The 24,934-nt window shown below is 73.5% G+C and carries 25 protein-coding genes and 1 pseudogene; 14 read left to right on the top strand and 12 right to left on the bottom strand.

Features of this window, described 5'->3' with window-relative positions; genetic code table 11:
* Nucleotides 1-2 precede the first annotated feature (2 nt).
* On the bottom strand, nt 3-776 hold the full coding sequence (locus ACIRQ9_RS30345; protein WP_404180436.1) for an MBL fold metallo-hydrolase: 774 nt from the start codon (nt 774-776) through the stop codon (nt 3-5).
* An 84-nt stretch (nt 777-860) separates the two neighbouring features.
* On the opposite strand from ACIRQ9_RS30345, the gene ACIRQ9_RS30350 reads away from it, so the two are divergent.
* From ACIRQ9_RS30350 to ACIRQ9_RS30370, 5 genes are all read left to right on the top strand, one after another.
* A complete protein-coding gene (locus ACIRQ9_RS30350; protein ID WP_404180439.1) occupies nt 861-1,292 on the top strand; it encodes a hypothetical protein in 432 nt (143 codons plus the stop codon).
* Nucleotides 1,293-1,423: 131 nt separating this feature from the next.
* Nucleotides 1,424-3,424: a phage holin family protein gene (locus ACIRQ9_RS30355; protein ID WP_404180677.1), complete on the top strand. Its 2,001-nt coding sequence runs from the start codon at nt 1,424-1,426 to the stop codon at nt 3,422-3,424.
* 176 nt (nt 3,425-3,600) lie between these two features.
* Complete coding sequence (locus ACIRQ9_RS30360) at nt 3,601-4,662, top strand: ATP-binding protein (protein WP_404180442.1); 1,062 nt, start codon at nt 3,601-3,603, stop codon at nt 4,660-4,662.
* On the top strand, nt 4,659-6,470 hold the full coding sequence (locus ACIRQ9_RS30365) for a hypothetical protein (protein WP_404180445.1): 1,812 nt from the start codon (nt 4,659-4,661) through the stop codon (nt 6,468-6,470). Before ACIRQ9_RS30360 ends, ACIRQ9_RS30365 begins: the two co-directional genes overlap by 4 nt.
* Before the next feature lie 68 nt (nt 6,471-6,538).
* On the top strand, nt 6,539-6,964 hold the full coding sequence (locus ACIRQ9_RS30370) for an OsmC family protein (RefSeq protein ID WP_404180448.1): 426 nt from the start codon (nt 6,539-6,541) through the stop codon (nt 6,962-6,964).
* Nucleotides 6,965-7,069: 105 nt separating this feature from the next.
* On the opposite strand, the gene narJ is transcribed toward ACIRQ9_RS30370, so the two are convergent.
* The 4 genes and pseudogenes from narJ to ACIRQ9_RS30390 form a co-directional block, all read right to left on the bottom strand.
* Nucleotides 7,070-7,564: a nitrate reductase molybdenum cofactor assembly chaperone gene (gene narJ, locus ACIRQ9_RS30375; RefSeq protein WP_404180451.1), complete on the bottom strand. Its 495-nt coding sequence runs from the start codon at nt 7,562-7,564 to the stop codon at nt 7,070-7,072.
* A 17-nt stretch (nt 7,565-7,581) separates the two neighbouring features.
* The gene (locus ACIRQ9_RS30380; RefSeq protein ID WP_404180454.1) at nt 7,582-7,728 is read right to left on the bottom strand and encodes a hypothetical protein; all 147 of its coding nucleotides are present in this window, start codon (nt 7,726-7,728) and stop codon (nt 7,582-7,584) included.
* Between the two features lie 151 nt (nt 7,729-7,879).
* The gene (locus tag ACIRQ9_RS30385; RefSeq protein WP_404180457.1) at nt 7,880-8,743 is read right to left on the bottom strand and encodes a helix-turn-helix domain-containing protein; all 864 of its coding nucleotides are present in this window, start codon (nt 8,741-8,743) and stop codon (nt 7,880-7,882) included.
* Between the two features lie 86 nt (nt 8,744-8,829).
* Nucleotides 8,830-9,004 (bottom strand): annotated as a pseudogene (locus tag ACIRQ9_RS30390) (transcriptional regulator); the annotation flags it as partial.
* Between the two features lie 187 nt (nt 9,005-9,191).
* Between ACIRQ9_RS30390 and ACIRQ9_RS30395 the strand changes: the two are divergent.
* From ACIRQ9_RS30395 to ACIRQ9_RS30410, 4 genes are all read left to right on the top strand, one after another.
* The gene (locus ACIRQ9_RS30395; protein WP_404180460.1) at nt 9,192-9,497 is read left to right on the top strand and encodes a 4a-hydroxytetrahydrobiopterin dehydratase; all 306 of its coding nucleotides are present in this window, start codon (nt 9,192-9,194) and stop codon (nt 9,495-9,497) included.
* Nucleotides 9,498-9,502: 5 nt separating this feature from the next.
* Nucleotides 9,503-10,261 carry a class I SAM-dependent methyltransferase gene (locus ACIRQ9_RS30400; protein WP_404180463.1) on the top strand — a complete coding sequence of 253 codons (759 nt, stop codon included), beginning with the start codon at nt 9,503-9,505 and terminating at the stop codon, nt 10,259-10,261.
* 228 nt (nt 10,262-10,489) lie between these two features.
* The gene (locus ACIRQ9_RS30405) at nt 10,490-11,380 is read left to right on the top strand and encodes a class I SAM-dependent methyltransferase (protein ID WP_404180466.1); all 891 of its coding nucleotides are present in this window, start codon (nt 10,490-10,492) and stop codon (nt 11,378-11,380) included.
* Between the two features lie 92 nt (nt 11,381-11,472).
* Nucleotides 11,473-12,174, top strand: a complete 702-nt coding sequence (locus ACIRQ9_RS30410) for an SDR family oxidoreductase (RefSeq protein WP_404180469.1) — start codon at nt 11,473-11,475, stop codon at nt 12,172-12,174.
* Between the two features lie 54 nt (nt 12,175-12,228).
* Here the strand turns inward: ACIRQ9_RS30410 and ACIRQ9_RS30415 are convergent, their stop codons facing one another.
* A complete protein-coding gene (locus tag ACIRQ9_RS30415) occupies nt 12,229-12,924 on the bottom strand; it encodes a glycoside hydrolase family 75 protein (protein WP_404180472.1) in 696 nt (231 codons plus the stop codon).
* A 226-nt stretch (nt 12,925-13,150) separates the two neighbouring features.
* On the opposite strand from ACIRQ9_RS30415, the gene ACIRQ9_RS30420 reads away from it, so the two are divergent.
* Nucleotides 13,151-13,762 (top strand): hypothetical protein, encoded by a 612-nt coding sequence (locus ACIRQ9_RS30420; protein WP_404180475.1) that lies wholly within the window; start codon nt 13,151-13,153, stop codon nt 13,760-13,762.
* Nucleotides 13,763-13,859: 97 nt separating this feature from the next.
* Here ACIRQ9_RS30420 and ACIRQ9_RS30425 read toward each other — a convergent pair whose 3' ends face one another.
* The 3 genes from ACIRQ9_RS30425 to ACIRQ9_RS30435 form a co-directional block, all read right to left on the bottom strand.
* Entirely contained in the window at nt 13,860-14,696 is an 837-nt protein-coding gene (locus ACIRQ9_RS30425; RefSeq protein ID WP_404180478.1) for an aldo/keto reductase, read from the bottom strand.
* A gap of 258 nt (nt 14,697-14,954) precedes the next feature.
* Nucleotides 14,955-16,781: an AMP-dependent synthetase/ligase gene (locus ACIRQ9_RS30430; RefSeq protein ID WP_404180481.1), complete on the bottom strand. Its 1,827-nt coding sequence runs from the start codon at nt 16,779-16,781 to the stop codon at nt 14,955-14,957.
* A gap of 247 nt (nt 16,782-17,028) precedes the next feature.
* Nucleotides 17,029-18,528: an MFS transporter gene (locus ACIRQ9_RS30435; RefSeq protein WP_404180484.1), complete on the bottom strand. Its 1,500-nt coding sequence runs from the start codon at nt 18,526-18,528 to the stop codon at nt 17,029-17,031.
* Nucleotides 18,529-18,650: 122 nt separating this feature from the next.
* Between ACIRQ9_RS30435 and ACIRQ9_RS30440 the strand changes: the two genes are divergently transcribed.
* A complete protein-coding gene (locus ACIRQ9_RS30440) occupies nt 18,651-19,628 on the top strand; it encodes an Lrp/AsnC family transcriptional regulator (RefSeq protein ID WP_404180680.1) in 978 nt (325 codons plus the stop codon).
* Between the two features lie 6 nt (nt 19,629-19,634).
* Here ACIRQ9_RS30440 and ACIRQ9_RS30445 read toward each other — a convergent pair whose 3' ends face one another.
* Nucleotides 19,635-20,498, bottom strand: a complete 864-nt coding sequence (locus ACIRQ9_RS30445; protein WP_404180487.1) for a LysR substrate-binding domain-containing protein — start codon at nt 20,496-20,498, stop codon at nt 19,635-19,637.
* A gap of 186 nt (nt 20,499-20,684) precedes the next feature.
* On the opposite strand from ACIRQ9_RS30445, the gene ACIRQ9_RS30450 reads away from it, so the two are divergent.
* Together ACIRQ9_RS30450 and ACIRQ9_RS30455 are read left to right on the top strand one after the other, a co-directional pair.
* Nucleotides 20,685-21,710: a bile acid:sodium symporter family protein gene (locus ACIRQ9_RS30450; RefSeq protein ID WP_404180683.1), complete on the top strand. Its 1,026-nt coding sequence runs from the start codon at nt 20,685-20,687 to the stop codon at nt 21,708-21,710.
* Between the two features lie 87 nt (nt 21,711-21,797).
* Nucleotides 21,798-22,325 carry an isochorismatase family protein gene (locus tag ACIRQ9_RS30455; protein ID WP_404180490.1) on the top strand — a complete coding sequence of 176 codons (528 nt, stop codon included), beginning with the start codon at nt 21,798-21,800 and terminating at the stop codon, nt 22,323-22,325.
* 4 nt (nt 22,326-22,329) lie between these two features.
* Here ACIRQ9_RS30455 and ACIRQ9_RS30460 read toward each other — a convergent pair whose 3' ends face one another.
* The gene (locus ACIRQ9_RS30460) at nt 22,330-23,049 is read right to left on the bottom strand and encodes an SDR family oxidoreductase (protein ID WP_404180493.1); all 720 of its coding nucleotides are present in this window, start codon (nt 23,047-23,049) and stop codon (nt 22,330-22,332) included.
* Between the two features lie 138 nt (nt 23,050-23,187).
* Between ACIRQ9_RS30460 and ACIRQ9_RS30465 the strand changes: the two genes are divergently transcribed.
* On the top strand, nt 23,188-24,009 hold the full coding sequence (locus tag ACIRQ9_RS30465; protein ID WP_404180496.1) for a LysR family transcriptional regulator: 822 nt from the start codon (nt 23,188-23,190) through the stop codon (nt 24,007-24,009).
* A gap of 72 nt (nt 24,010-24,081) precedes the next feature.
* Here ACIRQ9_RS30465 and fdhD read toward each other — a convergent pair whose 3' ends face one another.
* Nucleotides 24,082-24,930 (bottom strand): formate dehydrogenase accessory sulfurtransferase FdhD, encoded by an 849-nt coding sequence (fdhD, locus tag ACIRQ9_RS30470; RefSeq protein WP_362183148.1) that lies wholly within the window; start codon nt 24,928-24,930, stop codon nt 24,082-24,084.
* Nucleotides 24,931-24,934 lie beyond the last annotated feature (4 nt).

Consider the following 24,934-nt stretch of genomic DNA (forward strand, 5'->3'; position numbering starts at 1 on the left):
TCTCATCGCGCGACCTCCAGCCGCACACCCTCCCCGTGACCGAGCCTGTGCACCGACACCCCCGGCGCGTACTCCGCCGCCAGGCGCACGAACTCGTCGCCCGGCGCGTGGAACTCGTGCGGGCGCACCCCGTCCATGCCGATCGGCCAGTACGTCCCGTAGTGCACCGGCACCGCGCTGCGCGGCTCCAGCAGGGCCAGCGCCCGCGCCGCCCGTCCGGCGTCCAGGTGTCCCTCGCCGAGGTGCGGCCCCCAGCCGCCGACCGGCAGCAGGGCCACGTCCACCGGCCCGACCGCCGCGGCCATCTCGTCGAACAGCCCGGTGTCCCCGGCGAAGTACGTCCGCGCCGCGCCCTCCACGACGTATCCGAGCGCGGGGGAGCGGTGCGGGCCGACCGGCAGCCGGCGCCCGTCGTGACGTGCGGGCACGACCCGGACGACCAGCGGGCCGACGGGTATCTCGTCGCCGACGCCGACCTCGGTGATCCGCAGCTGCCGCAGCCGGCGGAGCGCGGGTACCGCGCGTGGTGCGCCCCGTGGCACCAGCAGGCGCGTGCCCGGCGCGAGCCCGGCGAGCGAGGGCACGTGCAGGTGGTCGGCGTGCAGGTGGGAGACGAGCACGAGGTCGGCGCGACGGGCCGCGGCCGGCGGCGGGGCGCCCCGGCGGCGCCGCAGGTGCGCGAGCCGGCGCGCGAACAGAGGATCGGTGAGCAGTCGTACGCCCGAATCCTCGATCGTGCAGGTGGCGTGGCCCCACCAGGTGATCTCCACCGGCACCTCTTTGCCTCCTTCGCGCGACTCCCCGAAGCCTACGTGCAGGAGTAGGGTCGGCGGCGAAACCCGGAGGTGAGGGGGGACGCCATGGGACAGGCGCGGGGTGCCTACGGCGGGCTCGCGCCCGTGCGGGTGACCGCCATCGCGAGTCTGACGCCCCTGGAGGAGCTGGAGATCGACCCGTTCCTGGTCGACTCCCGCAGCCAGCACGCCATGTGCGCGCGCTGGGCGGTGGAGCACGGATACGTCATCGCCCGCGAGTTGCTGGTCCGCGGGCTGCGGCACGACCACAGCGCCCTGTGGGCGGGCGTCCGGCCGGGCCTCGACGTCTTCGTCGCACCGAGCAGACGCGTCCTGGAGAGCGCGCTGTCCTCGGTCGATGACTTCACCGCGGAGTGCGCGCGGCGCGGCGTGCGCGTGGAGACGGTGGGACGGGCCGAGCCCTGCTACGACGCCCAGATGAAGGCACGGGTCCACCGCAGGCTGTCCATGCCGACGGCGGGGTACGACGGCAGGTGAGCCCGCTCGCGTCCACGGCCGTGTGACAGTGTGGGCGCCGGCAGACCCGCGGCGGACGCGGGTCGCGGACGTGAGGTCGGTGGGGCGTGCGGTGGCGGCGGGTCGTCAGTCAGATCGGGCGGAGCGTCGCGGTGTGGGCGGTGTCCACCGTGACCATGCTGGTCCTCGCCGGGATCCTGCCCGACTTCCGGCTCCAGTCCGCCGACGGTGACAGCGCCACCCGTATAGCGGTGACCGCGGCGCTCGGCGCCGGCGTCTTCGGACTGCTGTCGGCCGTCGTGTGGCCCTTTCTGGTACGGCTCCTGCTGCTGGTGCCCGCCCTCGTCCTCGGCCTGCTGGTCTTCTTCCTCAACGGCTCCCTGCTGCTGCTCGCCCTGCGGGTCAACCCGTCAGGGCAGAGCGAGGCCGCCCCGGAGACCGCCGTGATCGTGGCCGCGGTGATGTCCGCTGTCGCCTCCGCGACCGGCGGTGCGCTCGCCGTCCGCGACGACGACGCCTACCGGCGCCGGCTGTCCCGCCTGGCCACCCGCCGCCGCGGCTCCCGGCCGCCGTGCCCGGACACCCCCGGCACCGTCTTCCTCCAGCTCGACGGCGTCGGCCACGACGTCCTCACCGCCGCCGTCGCCAGGGGGCTGATGCCGACGGTGGCGGCCTGGCTGGGCTCCACCCACCGGCTCACCCCGTGGCGCACCGACTGGTCCAGCCAGACCGGCGCCAGCCAGCTGGGCATCCTGCACGGCTCCACCTTCGACGTCCCCGCCTTCCGCTGGTACGAGAAGGACAGCCGGGAGGTGATGGTCTGCAACCGGCCGACCAGCGCCGCAGAACTCCAGCGCCGCGCCGTCGAACGCACCGCCGACGGGGGACTGCTCACCCTGGACGGGGCCAGCCGCGGCAACCTCTTCAGCGGCGGCGCCGACGAGCAGGCCCTCGTGCTGTCCATAGCGGCCCGGCGTCGCGGCCGGGAGAACCGTTCCCGCGCCGGGTACTTCGCCTACTTCTCCGACCCGGCCAACGCGGTCCGCACCGCGCTCTCCTTCTTCGCCGACGCCGGCCGCGAGATCGGCCAGTCGGTCACGGCCCGGATGCGCAAGCAGCGGCCCCGCGTCGGACGCGGCGGCCTCTACCCCCTCGTCCGCGCCTTCGCCACCGTCGTCGAACGCGACGTGGTCGTCGCCGCGGTCATGGGCGACCTGCTCGCCGGCCGCTCCGCCGTCTACGCCGACCTCGTCGCCTACGACGAGGTCGCCCACCACTCGGGCCCGCACAGCCGCGACGCCGACAAGGTGCTGCAGCGCCTGGACCGGTCCCTCGCCCTGATCGAGAAGGTCGCCGAGCACGCCCCGCGGCAGTACCGCGTCGTGGTCCTCTCCGACCACGGGCAGAGCCCCGGCGAGACGTTCCGGACCCGGTACGGCCTGACTCTCGGCGACCTGGTCCGGGCCGGCTGCGGGCTGCACGTCCCGCGCCGGGCCGAGCGCACCCACAGCGGCACCGAGGCGCGGGCCGCCGTCCGCGCGGCGCTGCGCAGGCCCGTCGAGGAGGGCGGCGAGAAGCACCGGCCGGCCCCGGGCTCGGAACCGGTGGTGCTCGCCTCCGGCAACCTCGGCCTGGTCTCCTTCCCCGACGTGCCGCACCGCATGACCAAGGAGGAGATCGACGCCCGGTACCCGGCGCTGCTCACCACCCTGGCCAACCATCCCGGCATCGGGTTCCTGCTGGTGCGCAGCGAGGAGCACGGCGGGGTGCTGCTCGGCGCGTACGGAGCGGAGATTCCGCTGGACCGGCTCGACGGCGGCACCGGTCCGCTCGCCGTGTTCGGACCGGGCGCCGCGGACGCCGTCCGCCGGACCCACTCCTTCCCGCACACCGCCGACGTCATGGTGAACTCCTGGTACGACCCGGAGTCCGGTGAGGTGCTCGCCTTCGAGGAGCAGATCGGCTCGCACGGCGGACTCGGCGGCGCCCAGGGCAGGCCGTTCCTGCTGTCGCCGCTGGACGTCTCCGCGCCGGTCGCGGAGGGGGAGGAACTCGTGGGCGCCGAGGCGGTGCACGGGGTGCTGCGGCGGTGGCTGCTGGAGACGGACGGACCGCAGGTGCCGGTGGCCGCCGGCGAGGAGACGGCGGCCTAGTCCGTCCGGCACGAGCCGGCGGGGATCGTTCGCGCCCACGCGGCGCGGTCGCACGGCCCCCGGCCCCCGGTGCGGCGCTTCGGACCGGCCCCGGATAAATCGGCTGCGCCCGGCCCGGCCCCGGCTCACACTGTTCGGGTCGCGAACCTCTCGAACACCTCCCAAGGAGACGCCTCTTGCAGGCCACCGTCGCCGTCACGCCCTCCCGGGTCCCCGAACTCCTCCTCGGCCTCGCCACCGTCCGGCCCGTGTTCCTGTGGGGCGCGCCCGGCATCGGCAAGTCCTCACTGGTGCGGGAGTTCGCCGAGTCGCTGGGGCTGGAATGCGTGAGCCTGCTCGGCACACAGCTGGCGCCCGAGGACCTGATCGGCGTTCCGCAGATCCGCGACGGACGGTCCGTCTTCTGCCCGCCCGAGGCGATCGCCAGGGACGAGCCTTACTGCCTCTTCCTCGACGAACTGAACGCGGCCACGCCCGACGTGCAGAAGGCGTTCTACTCGCTGATCCTGGACCGCCGCATCGGCAGCTACGAACTGCCGAAGGGGTCGATCGTCATCGGCGCCGGCAACCGGGCCACCGACAACGCCCTCGCCCGGCCGCTCGCCTCCGCGCTCGTCAACCGGCTGGCCCACGTCCACCTGGAGGCCTCCGCCCACGACTGGCTCGCCTGGGCCGCGGCCAACGGCATCCACCCGTGGATCCTGGACCACCTCACCGACCGGACCGACCACCTGTGGTCCAGGCCGCCGAAGACCGAGGAGCCGTTCTCCACCCCGCGCTCCTGGCACATCCTCTCCGACGCGCTGCACTCCTTCGGCCGCGACCTCGACGAGGGGACCCTGAAGGTCCTCGCGCACGGCACGCTCACCCCGGCCCACGCGACCGCCTTCTGCGGATACGTCAAGATCGTGCGCAGCCGGTTCGGGATCGAGGCGATCCTGCGGGGCGACGCCGGCTGGCCGCACCGGATCGAGGACCGCGACCTGCTCTACTACCTCGCCGAGTCGTTCCGCGGACGGCTGGTCAAGGAACTGCCCGCCGCCAAGGAGCACATGTCGGCGAACGGCCGGCAGACCGCGTACCGCGCCAAGTCGCTGCTCGTGCAGCTCGCGGAGATCTCCGTCGAGGTCGCCCAGACCGTCATCGCCTCCGACGCCGACGGCAACCCCGTGCTGCCCTCGTGGTTCCTGATCGAGGCCGCCCGGGACATGCCCCGGCTCGTGGAGGCCCGGCGGTGAGTGCCGGCGGCCGCAGGGGACACAAGAAGGAACAGAAGAAGGACCCGGCCGCGGAGAACTTCGCGGCCGGCGTCGACCTGCTGCGCACCAACCCGGCCCTGCGCGCCGTCGAGTTCACCCTCTGCCGGCACGAGAACTGCGAACTGGCGCCCCGCGAGGGCCTGGTACGGGCCGACTCCAACGGCGTGCTGCACGCCCACGCCACCCGGCGCGCCGAACCGGCCGAGTGGGCCTGGGCGCTGGCCCACTGCACGATCCACCTCGGCTTCGGACACCTGCCGGCCGCCACCGGACCGCGCACCGAACCCGACCGCTTCGACCTCGCCGCCCGCTGTACCGTCGTCAACCGCTTCCTGGCGACCTTTCCGGTCGGCGAGGCACCGGAGCACCTGCCCGCCTCCTACCCGGAGGGCGACGAGGACCGGCTGGCCGCCGGCTGGCGGCGCGCCGGCGCTGTCCCGGCGGCCTACGAGCGCGGCGGCACCAACGGCGGCGAGCCCGACCAGCTGCTGCTGTCCTGGAACCGGTGGGCCGGCCAAGTCCCCGACTGGCAGGTGGGGTTCGCACACGCGCTGACCCGGACCATGTCCCGGGCGATGGACCTGGCCGGGGGCCGCCGCACCTCCATGACCGGGCCGCCGACCCCGCTGCGCCCCTGGGAGAAGGCGCTGAGCTGGTTCGTGTCCTCCTTCCCGCTGCTCGGCGGCATCGCGGCCGGCGTCAGGCTGGTCGCCGACGCCGAACTGGCCCGCGCCCACGACATCGCGATCGCCGCCGTCGACCCCGAGGCCGGCGAGATCTACGTCAACCCGCTGCGCACCCTGGACGACGAGGAGTGGCGGTTCGTCCTCGCCCACGAGATGCTGCACGCCGCCCTGCGCCACGGCGACCGGGCCGGCGGCCGCGACCCGTACCTCTTCAACGTGGCCTGCGACTACGTCGTCAACGGCTGGCTGGTCGAGATGCGGGTGGGCACCATGCCCGAAGGGCTGCTGCACGACCCGGAGCTGAAGGACCTCTCTGCGGAGGAGGTGTACGACCGGATCACCGCCGACCTGCGCAGGCTCCGGCGCCTGGCCACGCTGCGCGGCAAGGGACGCGGCGACGTGCTGGGCGCGCCGATCGGGCCGCCCGGCGCCCGCGTCGACCTCGACGAGTTCTACCGCCGGGGCCTCGGCCAGGGCCTTGAGCTGCACCGGGCGCAGGGCCGCGGACACCTGCCCGGCGGCCTCGTCGAGGAGATCCGCGCGCTGAGCCATCCGCCGCTGCCCTGGGACGCGCGACTGGCCCGCTGGTTCGACGAGTTCGTGCCCCGGCCCGAGGCGGTGCGGTCCTACGCCCGGCCCTCCCGCCGCCAGTCGTCCACCCCGGACATTCCGCGCGCCGGCCGCTACCACCCGCCCGAGGAGGTGGCCCGTTGCACTTTCGGCGTGGTCCTGGACACCTCCGGTTCCATGGACCGCACCCTGCTCGGCAAGGCACTCGGCGCGATCGCCTCCTATGCCGAGGCCCGTGACGTGCCGGCGGCCCGCGTGGTGTTCTGCGACGCCGCCCCGCACGACGCGGGCTACCTGCCGACGACCGAGATCGCCGGCCGGGTGCGGGTGCGGGGGCGCGGCGGTACCGTCCTGCAGCCCGGCATCGACCTGCTACAGCGCGCGGACGACTTCCCGGCGTCCGCTCCGGTCCTGGTCATCACCGACGGCTGGTGCGACGTGCTGCGGGTGCGGCGCGAACACGCCTACCTCGTGCCCGACGGCCGTCGCCTGCCGTTCACTCCCCGTGGGCCGGTCTTCCGCGTGCGCTGAGTGCGGATGTGATCGGATGGGGGCGAGCGAAACCGGTTCTTCGCCTTCGTACGCCGAAAGGAACAATCGTGGCCACCACGCGCACCGCACACACCGTCTGGGAAGGCAACCTTCTTGAGGGCAACGGCGTCATCGCCTTCGACTCCTCCGGTATCGGCGAGCAGCCGGTCACGTGGGCCTCGCGTTCCCAGGAGGCGAACGGCAAGACCAGCCCCGAGGAGCTGATCGCGGCCGCCCACTCCAGCTGCTTCTCCATGGCCCTCTCGCACGCCCTGGCCGGGGCCGGCACCCCGCCCACCCGCCTGCAGACCTCCGCCAACGTCGGCTTCCAGCCGGGCGAGGGCATCACCGGGATCCAGCTGACCGTCGTCGGCGAGGTCCCCGGTCTCGACGAGGCCGGCTTCAAGGCCGCCGCCGAGGAGGCCAAGAAGAACTGCCCGGTGAGCCAGGCCCTGGCCGGTACCACCATCACCCTGGACGCGAAGCTCGCCTGAGCCCCGCCCGCCTCGGCCGCCGCGTTCCCGTCCCGGGGGCGCGGCGTCGCCGTTCCCGGCCGCACCCGCACGGCCCCCGGTCGTCGACGGCGAGCGGGAGGACGCTCACGGTCGGGTGCCGGTGGGCGCGGCCGGCACGGCCGTGCACACCGCGGTCAGCACGCTCGCGTAGGGGGTGCCGAAGTCGGCCAGTCCGCGTCGCAGGTGGGCGAGGCAGTCACGGTGCTCGGTGAGCAGGTCCGTGTTGCCGGTGCGGGCCGTGAACTCCAGGACGGCGGGCAGGAAGTCCGGCAGCTCGTCGCCGGTGAACTCCATGCCGTACGCCTGGTAGACCTCCTTGAAGCGGACCAGGGACATGCCCCGGCGCCGGGCGCCGGCGTCCTGCCACCGGCTGAGGTAGAGGCTGCGCCGGTTCTCGCAGTCGAAGACCTGCTCGTAGTGCGCGGCCAGCTCCCGGGGCGGGGTCGCCGCCGCGTGGTCGGTGAACTCCCGCAGCCGCGGCGCGGCTTGACGCAGCAGCGGCAGCCGGGCGACGAAGTCGTCGCCCGGGTAGGTGAGGCAGAGCGCCGCCGCCTGGTAGAACACCGCGTCCGTGGACATCGAGTCTCCTTCGCCTCTTACGGGGTGCCGGCGGTCCGCCGTACGCGCGGCAGGCGGACGTCCTCCGCCGGCACCAGGGGGGAGCGGTTGCCGGGGCGCGGGAGCCGGGCGGCACCGAGCGGCGCCGCACCGGGATCCCCGGGAGGTGTCTGCGTGTCGGTCACCTGAGCTCCCTTGCTCACCCGTCGCTCCGACGCTAGGGGCGGGCGGCGGACGGCACCTGCTCAGAGGATCCGAACGGGTCATCCGTCCAGGACATCCGGACGTGTCGCGGACCGGTGCACCCGAACGGCCCAGTCCGGCCCGGCGCGGGCCTCACAGGCCGTCGCGGTACTCCCGCAGCAGCTCCTCGGTGCGCTGCGCCGACGCGGCCCGGGCCGTCATGTGGTCCAGCACCTCCAGGTGGGCGCCGACCTCGTCGCGGGAGTCCAGGTACAGGGCGCCGGTCAGGTACTCGGTGAAGACCATGTCGGGCAGCTCGGGCTCGGCGAACCGGAACAGCGTGAAGGGCGCGTACGTCCCCGGGTGCGGGCCGCTCGCGAACTCGGCGATCTGGAGCGTGACCCTGTCCCGCCGGGAGTACACGAGAAGCTTGTCGACCTGGTCGCGCATCACCTCGTCGTGGACGCCGACCGGGCGCCGCAGCACCGTCTCGTCCATGATCACCCACAGGTGGGGCGGATCGTCCTGCTCCAGCAGGCGCTGCCGGGTCAGCCGCAGCGACACGTGCCGCTCCACGGCCGACGGATCGCTGTGGCCTATCGTCCCGGCCTCCAGCACGGCCCGCGCGTACGCCTCGGTCTGCAACAGGCCGGGGAAGAAGTGCGGTTCGTAGGAGCGGACCACCCGGGCCGCGCCCTCCAGGCTCACGTACAGGCTGAACCAGTCCGGCAGCACGTCGTGGAACCGCTGCCACCAGCCCGGCTGGTTGGCCTCCTCGGCCAGCCGCACGAACGCCGCGTGCTCCTCCTCGGGCACCCCGTACGTCTCCAGCAGCACCTGGACGTACGGGATCTTCAGCGCGACCTCGGCCATCTCCATCCGCCGTACGGTCGCCTGCGCGACCCGCAGCACCCGTGCCGCCTCGTCACGGCCGAGGCCGGAGGCCTCCCGGAGCTCCTGCAGCCGTTTGCCGAGCACGACCTGCCCGACGGTGGGCGCAGCACGCCGCTCACTCACGCCACGCCTCCCCTACGCGCACAAGTACGGGGAGCAGTGTGTCACGCGATGCCGCCTCGCACACCTGGTCGAGGCAACCTCTCACGTCAACTTGTGAGTGAGCGCAGGTACTTGGCCGTCGCCGGGGTCCGCGGGCGGGAACGTCTCGACGGCCGGCTCGGCGACCGTCACGTCCACCGGCGTGTTGAACGTCGAGACGGACGACACGAACGACAGCGCCCGGCCCTCGTGCTCGATCCGCAGCGGCAGCGCGCACCAGGCCGGGCCGTGCCGGCGGGCCGACGCCCGTCCCGTCGGCGGCGGGCGGTGGGACGGCGGGGCGGGACGACACAGCGGTCGTGCGGACGACCGTGACCGAGGAACCGCGTGGGTGACGGAGCGCGGAGCCCGGCCGTGGCAGGCTGAACCCCAGCCCGCCTCCGGGCAACCGAGGGAAGGAAGCCGCACCATGGCCGTCGAACCGCTGGCGCAGCAGGAGATCGAGAACCGGCTGGCCGAGCTGCCGGGCTGGTCGCTGGAGGGCGACCTGCTGGCCCGCGGCTACCGCCTCGACTCGCACTTCGCCGCCGCCGCGTTCGTCGTGCACATCGCCCGCATCCAGGACGAGCTCGACCACCACGCCGACGTCACCCTCGGCTACCACACGGTCACCCTCACCGTGAACACCCACAGCGTGGGCGGCGCCGTCACCGCCCTGGACTTCGAACTCGCCCACAGGGTGGAGGACATCGCGCCGGGCCACGGCGCACACTGAGCCGTGTGCTCGACTACGACAAGGAAGCCGGCGCCTACGACGAGTCGCGCGGCGGCGAGGCGCGCGCCGAAGCGGCCGCCGACGCCGTCCTCGGTCTGATCCCCGGCCGCCCGGACACTCCGGGCCGGCTCCTCGACCTCGCCTGCGGCACCGGCATCGTCACCCGGCGCCTGGCCACCGCCCGGCCCGCGCTCCGGGTCACCGGGGCGGACCGCGCGCACGGCATGGCGCGGCTGGCGGCGGCCCGGCTGCCGGGTGCGGTGCTGCTGGCCGACAGCCGCCGACTCCCTTTCCCGGACGGCACGTTCGACGCGGTGACCACCGTCTGGCTGCTCCATCTCCTCGCCGGGGCCGACGAGGTCCGCGCGGTGGTCGCCGAGTGCGCGCGGGTACTGCGGCCCGGCGGGGTGTACGTGACCACCGTGGACAAGGCGGCCGCCCACGACGTCGGCAGCGACGTCGACGCGGTCCTCGCGTCACGGCCGCGCCGCCCGGCCGTGGACGCGGCGGCCGAGGTCACCGCGCACGCGACGGCCGGCGGACTGACGCCCGCGGGACGGGCGGCCTTCCGCGGCCACGGCCAGGGCCGTTCGCCCCGCTCCACCGTCGCCGACCTGCGGCGCGGCTGGTTCACGGTGCTCCGGCCCGACGATCCGCGCGTCGAGGAGTTCGCCGCACGGCTCGCGGCCCTGCCCGACCAGGACCGCCGCCGCCCCGATCCCCGCTTCGGCGTACGGGCGTTCAGGAAGCCGCCGGCCGCCTGAAGCCCGCCGCCGCGGCGCCCGCCGGTCCGGCGGGAAGGGCGCCCCGGTCCCGGTACTCCGGGCCCGGCCCCGGCGGACCGCGCGTACCACCGGCACGTCGGCCGGGGCGGCACCGCGGCCCGGCGGCCTTGCCGTCCGTGACCGGTCTTTTGCCGCGACGGCAACAGGACTGGCCTTCGGGCGGTGTGCCGGAGCAGGCTGGCGGCATCCGGACGAGAGGCCGCTGCCATGGCGCACGATGACCACCACCAGCACGACGACACCCACGCCCACGCCCACACCGACGTCGACTGGGCCGAGCTGGCCGCGCACCTGGAGTCGCAGGCGGAGCTGTTCGCCCCGCTCTACGAGAACGCCCTGGGCTGGCTCGGCAGGGTCGCCGAGCCGGGGCTGATCGTCGACGCGGGCAGCGGTCCCGGTGTGGTGTCGTGCCTGTTCGCGCAGGCGTTCCCGGGTGCCCGGGTGGTGGCCGTGGACAGCAGCGAACCGCTCCTGGACCGGGCCGCGGCCCGCGCCGAGCGGCTCGGCGTGGCGGACCGCTTCGGTGTCCTCGCCGGTGACCTCCCCGGTGTGCTGGACCAGCTGGACTACCCGGCGGACCTGCTGTGGGCCGGGCACAGCCTGCACCACCTCGGCGACCAGCGGGCCGCGCTCACCGCCTTCGGCGAGCGGCTGGCCCCCGGCGGCACCCTGGCCGTCCTCGAAGGCGGCCTGCCCAGCCGTTTCCTGCCCCGTGACGTCGGCATCGGCCGGCCCGGCCTCCAGGCCCGGATGGACGCGCTCCAGGAGGAGTGGTTCGCGCGGATGCGCACCGACCTGCCCGGAGCCGTCGCGGAGACCGAGGACTGGCCCGCCCTGCTCGGCTCCGCCGGGCTCAGGTACACCGGCAGCCGCAGCTTCCTCGTCGACCTGCCCGCTCCGGCCTCCGACAGGGCCCGCGCCTATGTGAGCGAGATCCTCTCCCGGCTGCGGGACACCGTCGGCGAGGGCCTGGACGCCGAGGACCGCGGCACCCTGGACCGGCTCCTGGACCCGGCCGATCCGGCGAGCGTGCACCGCAGGCCCGACGTGTTCGTCCTCGGCGCCCGGACGGTGCACACGGCGGTGCGGCCCGCGTAGCGCGGGTCCGGCGGCTGCCGGTGCGGTGGTTGACATCGAGAGCGCTCCAAGTGATGGACTGCGGGCCTCGTCCAGTCACAGGGGGAAACATCATGAACGACACTCCGGTCGCGCTCATCACCGGCGGCGGCAGCGGTATCGGCGCCGCCGTCGCACGGCAACTGCTGGCCGCCGGGCACCGGGTGGCCGTCACCGGCCGGGGCGCCGCGCGGCTGCGCGCCTTCGCCGGTGAACTCGGCGATCCGGAGGGCCTGCTGACCCTCGCCGGGAACGCCGCCGAGTACGCCGACGTGCGGGCGGCGGTCGAGGCCACGCTCAAGACGTTCGGCCGGCTGGACACCGTCGTCGCCAACGCCGGGTCCGCCACCCACGACACCGTCGCCGAGGGCGATCCGGCGGGGTGGGCGGAGATGGTCCTCACCAACGTCCTCGGCCCGGCCCTGCTGATCAGGGCCTCCGTCGACGCCCTGAAGGAGAGCCGGGGGCGGATCGTCCTGGTCGGCAGCGTCGCCGGGTTCGTCAACACGCCCGGCAACCTGTACGGCGCCACCAAGTGGGCGGTCACCGGGCTCGCGGAGAACACCCGCCGTCAGGTCACCGAGTTCGGCATCGGCGTCACGCTGGTCGCGCCGGGCCGGGTGGAGACCCCGTTCTGGGACGGCAACGGCAGCCTGCCGCCCGGCCTGCTGCTGACCGCCGACCAGCTCGCCGACTCGGTGGTGTGGGCGATCCGGCAGCCGGCCGGCGTGGACGTCAACACCCTCGTGGTGCGCCCGCTCGGGCAGCCCAACTGACGTACCGGGCGGCCCGGCACCCACCGGTACCGGGCCACCCGCCCCTCCCCGGGGTCAGTTGGCGGCGAGGAACTGCTTCGCCAGCTGGTCGCCGAGAGACACCGCCGCGCTGTGGCTCTCGATGGGGGAGACCTTGGAGTTCTTGAACAGGATGTAGGTCACGCCGGAGTCGGCACCGCCGGTCTCGGGGTCGGGGTCGATGCCGAGCGCCTTGGCGGTGGCGTAGGACGCCTCGCCGATGATCTGCGTGGGGCCGGTGTCGCCGACCACCGCGTACTCCACCTTGTTGTTGTAGATGACGGCGACCACGCCGCCGCCCTTGATGCCGGCGCTTGAGTAGTTCCATATGCTGCTGGAACTGGGCACCACCACGTAGGGCAGGGTCTCCGCCTTCAGCGGCTTGCCGTCGGACTGGTGGAAGGCCGTGTCGTCCTGGTACCAGGGGTCGCGGTCCTCGTTGCAGTTGGTGGTGCGCTGGCCGTCGCAGTCGATGTCCATGTCGGACTTCCAGAACACGGCGCCGTTCTTGCCGCACACGGGGATCGTGGCGGAGGTCTCCTCGTCGGTCCTGTACTTGCCGCTGGAGATCTGGGAACAGGAGGTCACCTTGGCGAGCAGGGCGGCCGCGCTCACCGAGCCCTCCTGGGCGGACTTCGGGACGGTGGCGCCGGACGCGTTCGCGGGAAGCACGCCGGCGGCCAGCAGCGCGGCCCCGGAGGCCGCGGCGAGGGTCAGTGTTCGGATGCGCACTGTGGGGGGTCCCCTTCTGTTAGGAAAGTTTCCTGACCGGGTGCCGTACAAGGTGGCCCCGGCTGCATGTCCGCGTCAACCCCTGAGGGTGAACTCGGGGAATTGTCATGCATTGCGACCAGATGGGCCCCAGGGAACACTGGTGGGGCAGGACATTCCGCACATTCACGCAGGAGCCGTGCGGGATCGAGCCGTGGCTCCGGCGGCTCCTGGGAGGCGAGGAGCCATGTTCGTACGCACGGTGTACGCCACCGGCGATCCGGCGCGGATCGAGACGGCCGTCCGCGCGCTGAACAGCGAGGGGCGCAGCCTGCTGGAGGAGCGTCCCGAGTACCGGGGAGCGGGCGTCTTCGTCGACCGGGACCTGGGCAAGCTGCTCGCGGTGAGCTGGTGGGGCTCCGAGGCGGCCCGGCGCAACAGCGACCAGGTGATGCGCGAACGGCGGCTGCCGATGCTGGAGCCGTTCGCCGGCACCGTCGCCGTCGAGAACTACGAGGTGGCCGTCTTCCACTCGGTGCAGCCGCCGCGCGCGGGCGGCGGGGTGCGCAGGACCAGGGTGGAGTTCGATCCGTCGGACGCGGGCCTGTTCGCCGAGACGTTCCGCTCGTCCACGGTCCCCCGCCTGGAGGCCCTGCACGGCTTCGCGCAGTGCGCCCTCCTGATCGACCCGGGCAGGGGCCGGGGGACGGTCGGCGTGCTGTTCGTCGACCGTGCGTCGATGGCCGCCTCCCGCGGCGGCCAGGCGGCCGCCCGGCGCGAGGACGCGGCCAAGGCGCGCGTGACCGTCGTCGCGCTGGAGGAGTTCGAGGTCCTGCACGCGGAAGCCCACTCCGGCTGACGCCTGGGGCACGGGACTCGGGGCAGGGGCCCGGGAACGCGGACGGCCGCCCCGCCGGGTTCACGGCGAAGCGGCCGGTGTGCGCCGGGGCAGGCGCTCAGCCGACGTCGAAGACGGCCGGGTCGGGGCCGATGCGACGGTCCTCGTTGAGCGCGCTGATCGCCGCGAGGTCCTCGGTGTCCAGGCTGAAGTCGAACACCTCGATGTTCTCCTTGATCCGGGACGGTGTGACCGACTTCGGGATCACCACGTTGCCCAGCTGGACGTGCCAGCGCAGCACGATCTGGGCCGGGGTGCGGTTGTGCTTCTGCGCGATGGCGACGATCGCCGGCACCTCCAGCAGGCCCTTGCCCTGGCCGAGCGGGGACCAGGCCTCGGTGGCGATGCCCTGCTCGGCGTGGAACTCCCGGGCCGCGTGCTGCTGCAGGTGCGGGTGCAGTTCGATCTGGTTGACCGCCGGGACGACCGACGTCTCCTCGATCAGGTGCTCCAGGTGCTCCGGGAGGAAGTTGGAGACGCCGATGGCCCGGACCCGGCCGTCGGCCAGCAGCTTCTCGAACGCCTTGTAGGAGTCGACGTACCTGCCCCGGGCCGGCAGCGGCCAGTGGATGAGGTACAGGTCCAGGTAGTCCAGGCCGAGCTTGGCCAGCGACGCGTCGAAGGCGCGCAGCGTGGCGTCGTGGCCCTGGTCGGCGTTCCAGAGCTTGGTGGTGACGAAGACGTCCTCGCGGGGCACGCCGGAGGCGGCGATGGCCTTGCCGGTGCCCTCTTCGTTGCCGTAGATCGCCGCTGTGTCGATGCTGCGGTACCCGGCCTCCAGCGCCGTCGCGACGGCCCGCTCGGCCTCGTCGTCCGGCACCTGCCACACACCGAAGCCCAGCTGGGGCATCTCGATGCCGTTGTTGAGGATTTTCGGGGGGACCTTGCTGCTCACGAGCTCTCGATCCTTAGGTTGTCGACAGGTGGTACCCCCATCGTCAACGATCACCGGCCGTGATGCATTCCTGAGCCCGGAATCCGCCGGAAGCGAACGCCGAGTGGGCCTCCCGGAACGGAGAATGGCCAAAAACGCATCCGGCCGCGCGGTCCGCGCTCTTGACCGCGGCCGTGCCCGCCGGGACGCTGGTGCGCACGATGGACGCATCGGTGAACGGCGTACACGGTGGTGAACGAAACGTCCGGTGGCGGGACGTCAGGCCCGGTAGAGCGCCTCGACCTCGTTGGCGTAGGCGCTCTCGATCGCCTTGCGCTTCAGCTTCAACGACGGGGTCAGCAGACCGTGTTCCTCGGTGAACGGCTGGGCCAGGATGCGGAAGGTACGGATCGACTCGGCCTGCGAGACCAGGGTGTTGGCGGCGACCACCGCGCGCCGCACCTCGGTCTCCAGGTCGGCGTCGTGCACCAGCTGGGCGGCGGGCAGCGGCGGCTTGCCGCGCATCTGCAGCCAGTGCTCGACGGCCTCGGTCTCGAGCGTGATCAGGGCGGCTATGTAGGGACGGTCGTTGCCCACCACGATGCACTGATTGACCAGCGGATGGTCGCGCACCCGCTCCTCCAGGACACCGGGCGAGACGCTCTTGCCGCCGGAGGTCACCAGGATCTCCTTCTTGCGGCCGGTGATGGTGAGGTAGCCGTCCTCGTCCAGGGAGCCCAGGTCGCCGGTGGCCAGCCAGCCGTCGTGCAGCGAGGCGTCGGTGGCCTTCTGGTTGTTGAGATAGCCCTGGAAGACGTTGTCGCCGTGCAGCCAGACCTCGCCGTCGTCCGCGATGTGCACGGCGGTGCCCGGGATGGCCTGGCCGACCGTCCCGTAGCGGGTGCGCTCGGGCGGGTTGGCGGTGGCGGCCGCCGTCGACTCGGTGAGCCCGTAGCCCTCGTAGATCTGCACGCCCGCGCCGGCGAAGAACAGGCCGAGCCTGCGGTCCATGGCCGAGCCGCCGGACATGGCGTTGCGGATCCGGCCGCCCATCGCGGCCCGCACCTTGGCGAAGACGAGCTTGTCGAAGAGCTGGTGCTGCACCCGCAGCGACGCCGAGGGACCGGCTCCGGTGCCCCATGCCTTGGCCTCGACCGCGTCGGCGTACTTCACGGCGATCTCCACGGCCTTCTCGAACGGGCCGCCCTTGCCCTCCTTCTCCGCCTTGCGCCGGGCCGCGTTGAACACCTTCTCGAAGATGTACGGCACGGCCAGGATGAACGTCGGCCGGAACGCGGCCAGGTCGGGCAGCAGCGCGGCCGCGTTCAGCTGCGGCTGATGGCCGAAACGGACGCCGTGCCGGATCGCCGCCACCTCGACCATGCGGCCGAAGACGTGCGCGAGCGGCAGGAAGAGCAGGGTGGAGACCTCCTCGCCCCGCTTCGCGCGGAACACCGACTCCCAGCGGCCGACGACCGTGTCCGCCTCGTACATGAAGTTGCCGTGCGAGAGCACGCAGCCCTTGGGGCGGCCGGTGGTCCCGGAGGTGTAGATGATCGTGGCGACCGAGTCCGGCGTGACCGCCTCCCGGTGCCGGTGCACGACCTCGTCCTCCAGGTGCGCGCCCGCGTCGTACAGCTCCTGCACCGCGCCGGAGTCCAGCTGCCACAGCTGGCGCAGCTGCGGCAGCCGGTCGATGACGGTGGCGATCGTCATCGCGTGGTCCTCGTGCTCCACGATCGCGGCCGTGCACTCGGCGTCGTACAGCATCCAGAAGCACTGTTCGGCCGACGACGTGGGGTAGACGGGCACCACCTGGGCGCCGATCGTCCACAGGGCGAAGTCGAACAGCGTCCACTCGTAGCGGGTGCGGGACATGATCGCGACGCGGTCCCCGAACCGGACGCCCCGGGCCAGCAGGCCCTTGGCGAGCGCGAGGACCTCGTCACGGAACTCGGCGGAGGTCACGTCCCGCCAGTGGCCGAGGTCGTCCTTGCGGCCCAGGGCGACGTGCAGCGGGTCCGTCAGGGCGTGCTCGAACACGCAGTCGGCCAGGCCTCCCACCGGCGGCGCCGACGCCAACGGCGGGTTGGTGAACTCGCGCAAACCCCGCTCCCGCTTCTCGCTCCCCAGTCACGCTCCGCACAGCGCCGTGAAAGCTACCCCACCCGAGAACCGTTCGGGAGGGGGTGCGAAATCGAGCATTGCGCTCGTATGCGCCCGTCAGGGCCTGGAAAATGCGCTCACATGGGTAAGGGTCGGACAGAATACCTACGGTCGAGTAAGTTCCGCCTCCGTAATCTCCACTGAATCTGTACGACCCGGTTACGGCCCCCGGCGGGTTACCGCCGGGTCAGCCCCGCGGCACCGCCGAACCCTCCGGCGGCCGTGCCACCGGGACCCCTTGAGCCGCCGGGGCGGCCGGGCGCGGAGCCCGCACCAGCACCAGGACCAGGACGCCCGCCACCACCGCGGCCCCGCCCATCACCAGCAGCGCTCCGTCCAGCCCGGAGGCGAAGGCCGTGCGCAGGGTGTGCTCGGCGAAGGTGCCGCGCAGCGCGCCCGCCCCGCCGCCCGCCAGCGTGTGCGCGGCCCCGTCCGGCAGCGTGCCGGCCATCCGGGAGGTCACCAACGTCCCGGAGACGGCGACCCCCAGCGCGTACCCGAGCTGCCTGACCGTGTTCACCGCGCCGCCCGCCATCCCGGCCCGCTCGGCCGGGACCGCCGCCAGCGCCGCGCCCGCCACCGTCGGCGACACGAACCCGGTGCCGACGCCCACCAGCACGAACCCCGGTATCAGCGCCGTCCAGGAGGAGCCGGCGCCCAGCACCGCCTGGGCCAGGTCGCCCGCCCCGATCAGCAGCAGCCCGCCGCCGACCGTCAGCCGGGCCGGCGCCCCGTGCAGCAGCCGCCCCACCAGGACCGCGACCAGCATCGCGGCCACCGTCATCGGCAGCAGCGTCAGGCCGCCCCGCACCGGGGTCATCCCGAGCAGGGTCTGCATCCAGATCGACACGTACGGCAGCGCGCCGAACGCCACCCCGCTGAACGCGAACGCGCCCACCATCACCCCGGTGAACGCCCGCCCGCGCAGCAGCGACAGGTCCAGCAGGGGGTGCGCGGCCCGCCGTTCCACCCGCACGAACACCAGCAGCCCGAGGGCCGCCGCGGCGAACGCGCAGAGCGCCGCCGACGCCGTCCAGCCGTCCTCCCCGGCCCGCACGACCCCGTACGTCAGCCCGCCCGCGAACAGCGCGAACGCGACCGTTCCCGCCCAGTCCACCCGCATCCCGCGCTGCCCCCTGGACTCCGGCACGACCCGCAGCGTCAGCCACACCGCGGCCACACTGACCGGCAGGTTCACCAGGAAGATCCAGCGCCAGCCGGGCCCTGCCGTCAGCAGGCCGCCGACCACCGGTCCGACGGCCGCGGCCCCGCCGCTCACCGCGCCCCACACCCCGAGCGCCGCCGACCGCCGCCGCCCCTGGTAGACCGAGCCGAGCAGCGGCAGCGTCGTCGCGAACATCGCCGCCGCGCCCACCCCCTGCACGGCCCGCGCGGCCACCAGCGTGCCCGGCCCCGGCGCCAGCCCGCACAGCAGGCTCGCGGCGGCGAACAGCACGATCCCGGCCACGTGCACCCGGCGGCGGCCCAGGATGTCGGCCGCCGCCCCGGCCCCCAGCAGCAGCGCGGCCAGCGCCAGGGCGTAGCCGTCCACCACCCACTGCAGATCGCTCAGCGACGCGTGCAGCGCCGCCGCCATGTCCGGCAGCGCCACCACCACGATCGTCACGTCGAGCAACAACATGAACGTCCCCAGGCACACCGCGGTCAGCGGCCCCCACCTGCGCATCTCTTCACTCCTCGGTAGACCGGTCGGCACGGCGGCCGATGTCACTCCGTACCATGGGCCCCTCCGGCCGATCGCGGTGGCGGATCGCGGCCGACCGGCGGAATCCGAAGGGAGAGGTCGTGCTGACACTGGAATCCGACACGTTCGACGCGCTGGATCTGGGACTGCTGAGCGCCCTGGAGGTCGACGGCCGCGCCCCCTTCAGCCGCATCGGGGCGGTGCTCGGCGTCTCCGACCAGACCGTCGCCCGCCGCTACCGCAGACTCCGTGCCGAGGCCGGACTGCGGGTGGTCGCCGTCCGGGACGCGGAACGGCTCGGCCAGGACCAGTGGATGCTCCGGCTGCGCTGCGCGCCCGACGGCGCCGCCGTCATCGCCGACGCCCTCGCCAAGCGCCCCGACACCGCCTGGATCGGGCTGGCCTCCGGCGGCACGGAGATCGTCTGCATGACCCGGCCGCGTCGTCCCGGCGACCACGACGACCTGCTGCTCGGCAGGCTGCCGCGCACCCCCAGCGTGGTGGAGATCCGCGCCCAGCAGCTCCTGCACCGCTTCTACGGCGGCCCGTCCGGGTGGATCCGGAAGTTCGGGGCGCTGTCGGACGCCCAGATCGAAGCCCTGCGGCCGGCGGCGCCGCCGATCGAGGGGCCGGTGCGGCTCGAGGCCGAGGACGCGCCGCTGCTCGCCGTGCTGGAGCGGGACGGGCGGGCGACCTATCCGGAGCTGCAGCGTGCCACGGGACGGTCCGAGTCGTCGGTGAAGCGCCGGCTGGCCGCGCTGCTCGGCTCCGGAGCGGTCCACGTCGACGTCGAGTACCGCTGCGAGGTGCTGGGGTTCGCGACGACCGCGGTGCTGTGGATCACCACCACGCCGGCCGCGATGCACTCCGTGGGACAGGCGCTGGCGGGACACGAGGAGGTGGCGTTCGCCGCGGCCACCGCCGGACCGTCGCACCTCGTGGTGACGGCGGTGCTGCGCGACACGGCCCACCTGTACGCGTACCTGAGCGGCCCGCTGGGGCGCCTGGAGGGCGTGCAGCACGTGGAGACGATGCCGTTCCTGCGCGGGGTGAAGCAGCTGACGTACCAGGGTGCGCGGTGAGGGGCCCTACGGGCGTCTGAGGCGGGCCCCGCTGGTCAGGATCGCGGCCGCCAGCGCGTCCGCCGCCGACTGGGCGGGGGTGCGGGCGGGGCTGTGCACCAGGACGAAGTCGACCCTGCCCAGTTCCGGCAGGCCGGCCCGGTCCGGGACGCGGAACAGGCCCGGCGGGATCAGGCCCCTCGAATGGGCCATCACGCCCAGGCCCGCCCGCGCCGCCGCGATCAGGCCGTTGAGGCTGCCGCTCGTGCAGACGATCCGCCAGTCGCGGCCCTGGCGCTCCAGCGCCTCCAGGGCCAGGGCGCGGGTGATGCCGGGCGGGGGGTAGACGATCAGGGGGACCGGGCGGGCGGGGTCCAGGCGCAGGCGTTCGGCGCCGATCCACACCAGGTCGTCCTGCCAGACCAGTTCGCCCAGCGGGTCCTCGGCACGCCGCTTGGCCAGCACCAGGTCCAGCTTCCCGGCGGCCAGCCGCTCGTGCAGGGTGCCGGACAGCTCCACCGTCAGCTCCAGGTCGACCTCCGGGTGGTCGTGGCGGAAGCCCTCCAGGATCTCCGGCAGGCGGGTGAGGACGAAGTCCTCCGACGCGCCGAAGCGCAGCCGGCCGCGTACCCGGGTACCCGTGAAGAAGGCCGCCGCCTGCTCGTGCACGTCCAGGATCCGGCGGGCGAAGCCGAGCATCGCCTCGCCGTCCTCGGTCAGCTCCACGGAGTGCGTGTCCCGGGAGAACAGCTGGCGGCCGGCGGCGTCCTCCAGACGGCGTACGTGCTGGCTGACGGTGGACTGGCGCAGCCCCAGGCGGCGGGCGGCCTGCGTGAAGCTGAGCGTCTGGGCCACCGCCAGGAAGGTGCGCAGCTGCGAAGGGTCGTACACTCGGACATGTTATCGCGGAACGCAATGGCAGTGAGAGTGGTATGCCGGATTCCCGATCACTGTCGGGGAGAGGACGATGGAGAGGGGCCTTCCGGCCCCGGCCGGAGGCCGGCCGTACGCGCCGGCACGACACCCTGACCGACCCGCAAGGGGAGCGCCGTGAAACGCCTGAGCTGGCCCCGCTGGATGCCGATCGACCCGTACGTCCTGCTGCTGCTCGGGACGGTGGGCCTCGCCGCGCTCCTCCCGGCCCGGGACACCGCGGCCGACGTGGCGTCCGGCGCCTCCACGGCCGCGATCGCCTTCCTCTTCTTCCTCTACGGCGCCCGCCTGTCCACCCGCGAGGCCGTCGACGGACTGCGCCACTGGCGGCTCCACGTCACGGTCCTGGCCTGCACCTTCTTGATCTTCCCCGTGCTGGGCCTGGCCGCCCGCGGTCTGGTGCCCGTCCTGCTCAGCCACCCGCTCTACCAGGGACTCCTCTTCCTCACCCTGGTGCCCTCCACCATCCAGTCCTCGATCGCCTTCACCTCGATCGCCCGCGGCAACGTACCCGCGGCGATCTGCGCCGGATCCTTCTCCTCGCTGATCGGCATCGTCCTCACCCCGCTGCTCGCCGCAGCGCTGCTCGGCGGCGACGGCGGCGGCTTCTCCGCCGACTCCGCCGTCAAGATCGTCCTCCAGCTGCTGGTGCCGTTCCTCGCCGGACAGCTGCTGCGCCGCTGGATCGGCTCGTTCATCACCCGGCACAAGAAGATCCTCGGCCTGGTCGACCGCGGCTCCATCCTGCTGGTCGTCTACACCGCGTTCAGCGAGGGCATGGTCCGCGGCATCTGGCACCAGGTCAGCGCCGCGCGGCTGGCGGGGCTGCTCGCCGTCGAGGCCGTGCTGCTCGCCGTGATGCTCCTGCTGACCTGGTACGGCGCCAAGGCGCTCGGCTTCGGGCGCGGCGACCGGATCGCCATCCAGTTCGCCGGGTCGAAGAAGTCCCTCGCCTCCGGACTTCCCATGGCCAGCGTCCTGTTCGGCGCGCACGCCTCGCTGGCCGTGCTGCCGCTGATGCTGTTCCACCAGATGCAGCTCATGGTCTGCGCGGTCATCGCCAAGCGCCGCGCCCACGACCCGCAGGCACAGGAGGCCGACGCCGTGCCGCCGACCGCCGGCACGGCCCGCGCACGGCCCGCCGTCCGCACCGGGAACTCCGCCGGCTGAACCCGGTGCCCGCCGAACGCGTCCGGTTCACGGGCCCGTTGATCCGGATTTCCGGTACGGACGGCTGATGACGGCTAACGTTCCGTCATGACCGCACCTCTGGCGCTCGACCCGGCGCACACCGCCCTCGTCCTCGTCGACCTGATGGACCGCATCGTCGCGCTGCCCCTGGAACCCCGCAAGGGGACCGACGTCCTGCACACCGCGGGGGAGCTGGCCCGCTCCTTCCGCGCGGCCGGCGCCCCGGTGGTGCTGCTCCGCGTGGAACGGCCCGCGCTCGCCGAGCAGCCGCCGGGCAGCGACCTGGTGGCAGGACTTCGCGAAGAAGGCGACCTGGAGATCGTCAAGCGCACGATCGGCGGCTTCCAGGGCACCGGACTCGACGCGAGCCTGCGCGGGCTCGGCGTCACCCGGCTGGTGTTCGGCGGCATCGCCACCAACCTCGGCGTCGAGTCGACCGCCCGCGCCGCCGCCGACCTCGGCTACGACCTCGTCTTCGTGGCGGACGCCATGGCCGCCCTCACCGCCGCCGAGCACGAGGCGTCCGTGAAACTCGACTTCCCGCGCCTGGGCACGGTCGTCAGCGCCGCCGACGTACGCCTCACGCCAGCCTGAGCGCTCACACCAGCGTCCCGCCGCCGTCCACGACCACCACCGACCCGGTGCTGTACCCCCCACGCATCAGGTACAGGTACGCCTCCGCCACATCCGCCGGCTCGCCCATCCGCCCCACCGGCAGCGACTCGGCGGACGACCGGTACAGCTCCTCGCGCGCCGCCTCCGGCAGCGTCCGCCACAGGTCGGTCCGCACCACTCCCGGCGAGACCACGTTGACCCGCACCGGCGCCAGCTCCACGGCCAGCGCCCGCGTCAGCGACTCCATCGCCCCGCACAGCGCCGACGCGACACTCGACCCCGGCAGCGGCCGCTGCCCCGCCGTCCCCGTCGTCAGCACCACCGAACCGCCCGGACGGATCGACCCGACGCCCTGCTTCACCACCGTGTACGCACCGAACAGCCGGGTGTCCAGGAAACGCCGGGCCGCCTCGACACTCGTCTCGGCCACGGTCGCCAGCAGCAGCGCGTCGCCCGCCGTGAACACCAGATGGTCGTAGCCGCCGACCGCGGCGAAGAAGCCGCGCACCGCCTCCTCGTCCGTGGCGTCCAGCACCCGCCCCCACGCCCCCTCGGGCAGCACCTTCAGCGCCGCGTCCACGTTCTCCTGACGGCGCGAGGCGACCACCACGTCCGCGCCCTCCCGCGCCGCGCCCTCGGCGACCGCGAGCCCGATGCCCGACGTACCCCCGACCACGACCACGCGCTGACCCTGCAGACCCATGACTGACCCCTTCCGAGCTGCTGTTCCGTCCCGTTCGGACGCTTCCAGCCTGCGACCGGGGGGCAGCCGCCGTCCAAGACCTCTTTCGTCGACGGCGATACCCTGAAGGCATCGTCGTCGGCGGCCGGGAGGCGTGGCATGGACCTGGATCTGCGCAAGGTCCGCTACTTCACGGCGGTGGCCGACCTGCTCCACTTCGGGCGGGCTGCCGAGCGCCTGCACATCGCCCAGCCGGTGCTCAGCCGCCAGATCCGCGCGCTGGAGAAGGATCTCGGCGCCGAGCTGTTCGTCCGCGACAGCCACGGCGTGACCCTCACCGACGCCGGGCGCCAGCTCCTCGACGACGCCCGGCAGCTGCTCGCGGTCGCCGACGGCACCCGGCGCCGCGTCCTGGAGGCCGCCCGCGGCAGGCGCCGCCTGGTCGTCGGGTTCCGGGCCGGCGTCGTCGTCACCCAGGCCCTGCGCGCCTTCGCCGCGGCCCACCCGGACGTCGAGACCAAGGCCTGCCGGGTCGAGTGGGACGACCAGGAGGAACTGATCCTCCAGGGCACCGTCGACATCGCCTACGTACGGCAGCCGGTGCGGCCGGACGGACTCGAACTGCGCCCGCTGTACGGCGAGCCCCGGGTGGCCATGCTCCCGGACCGGCACCGGCTGGCCGGGAAGCAGGAGATCTCGCTCGCCGACCTCCGGGGCGAGCAGTGGGTGCGCTACAACGACCCGCGCCCCGGCGAGCTGCCGCTGCGCACCATCGAGGAGAAGTTCGAGTGCGTGGCCGCCGGCACCGCCATCACGATGGTGCCGCGGTCGGTCGCCGAGCAGTACTCCCGTCCGGACATCGCCTACGTCCCGGTCGCCGACGCCGAACCCGACCAGGTCCTGCTGGCCTGGGCGGCCGGCCGCGACTCGCCGCTGGTCGCCGCGTTCGCGGAGGCGGCGGCCGTCGCGGCCGCCGGCTGAGACGGGGTCCCTGCGGCGCAGGGGGCGCTCCCCGCCGGTCGGGGCCCCGCGGCCGTCCCGCGGGGAGGCGGATCAGCCCTGGGCGGCCGCGGCCCGCAGGGCGATGCGGTCCTCGCCCGCGTACACGTTCATGTTGGGGCCCCGCAGGAAGCCGACCAGGGTCAGCCCGGTCTCCACCGCCAGGTCCACCGCCAGCGAGGACGGCGCGGAGACCGCCGCCAGCAGCGGGATGCCCGCCATCACGGCCTTCTGCGCCAGCTCGAAGGAGGCCCGCCCGGAGACCAGCAGGATCGAGCGGGACAGCGGCAGGCCGCCGCTCTGCAGCGCCCTGCCGACCAGCTTGTCCACCGCGTTGTGCCGGCCCACGTCCTCACGGATGTCCAGCAGCTCGCCGTCCTCCGCGAACAGGGCCGCCGCGTGCAGTCCCCCGGTCCGGTCGAAGACCCGCTGCGACGCGCGGAGCCGGTCGGGGAGGCTCGCGAGCAGCTCGGGCTCCACCCGGACCGGGGGAGTGTCGGCGATCGGCCAGCGTGCCGTTGTGCGCACCGCGTCGAGGCTGGCCTTGCCGCACAGCCCGCAGGACGAGGACGTGTAGACGTTCCGCTCCAGGGTGAAGTCCGGCAGCCTGACGCCCGGCGTGGTCCGCACGTCGACCACGTTGTAGGTGTTCGAACCGTCCTCCGTCGCTCCCGCGCAGTAGACGATGTTCTGCAGGTCGTCGGCGGTCGCCAGGACACCTTCGCTCACCAGGAACCCGGCGGCCAGCGCGAAGTCGTCGCCGGGCGTGCGCATCGTGATGGCCAGGGGTTTCCCGTTGAGTCTGATCTCCAGCGGTTCCTCGGCGACGAGCGTGTCCGGCCGGGCGGAGACCGCGCCGTCGCGGATGCGGAGGACCTTGCGTCGTTCCGTGACTCGTCCCATGGTC

Source organism: Streptomyces sp. NPDC101237 (genome assembly GCF_044767465.1).
Taxonomy (GTDB): domain Bacteria; phylum Actinomycetota; class Actinomycetes; order Streptomycetales; family Streptomycetaceae; genus Streptomyces; species Streptomyces gramineus.

Excerpts from the sequence above, each read along its gene's own strand:
- ACIRQ9_RS30350 (WP_404180439.1), top strand. The coding sequence starts at position 861 with ATGGGACAGGCGCGGGGTGCCTACGGCGGGCTCGCGCCCGTGCGGGTG.
- narJ (WP_404180451.1), bottom strand. The coding sequence starts at position 7,564 with ATGTCCACGGACGCGGTGTTCTACCAGGCGGCGGCGCTCTGCCTCACC.
- ACIRQ9_RS30395 (WP_404180460.1), top strand. The coding sequence starts at position 9,192 with ATGGCCGTCGAACCGCTGGCGCAGCAGGAGATCGAGAACCGGCTGGCC.
- ACIRQ9_RS30405 (WP_404180466.1), top strand. The coding sequence starts at position 10,490 with ATGGCGCACGATGACCACCACCAGCACGACGACACCCACGCCCACGCC.
- ACIRQ9_RS30410 (WP_404180469.1), top strand. The coding sequence starts at position 11,473 with ATGAACGACACTCCGGTCGCGCTCATCACCGGCGGCGGCAGCGGTATC.
- ACIRQ9_RS30420 (WP_404180475.1), top strand. The coding sequence starts at position 13,151 with ATGTTCGTACGCACGGTGTACGCCACCGGCGATCCGGCGCGGATCGAG.
- ACIRQ9_RS30435 (WP_404180484.1), bottom strand. The coding sequence starts at position 18,528 with ATGCGCAGGTGGGGGCCGCTGACCGCGGTGTGCCTGGGGACGTTCATG.
- ACIRQ9_RS30450 (WP_404180683.1), top strand. The coding sequence starts at position 20,685 with ATGCCGATCGACCCGTACGTCCTGCTGCTGCTCGGGACGGTGGGCCTC.
- ACIRQ9_RS30455 (WP_404180490.1), top strand. The coding sequence starts at position 21,798 with ATGACCGCACCTCTGGCGCTCGACCCGGCGCACACCGCCCTCGTCCTC.
- ACIRQ9_RS30460 (WP_404180493.1), bottom strand. The coding sequence starts at position 23,049 with ATGGGTCTGCAGGGTCAGCGCGTGGTCGTGGTCGGGGGTACGTCGGGC.
- ACIRQ9_RS30465 (WP_404180496.1), top strand. The coding sequence starts at position 23,188 with ATGGACCTGGATCTGCGCAAGGTCCGCTACTTCACGGCGGTGGCCGAC.
- fdhD (WP_362183148.1), bottom strand. The coding sequence starts at position 24,930 with ATGGGACGAGTCACGGAACGACGCAAGGTCCTCCGCATCCGCGACGGC.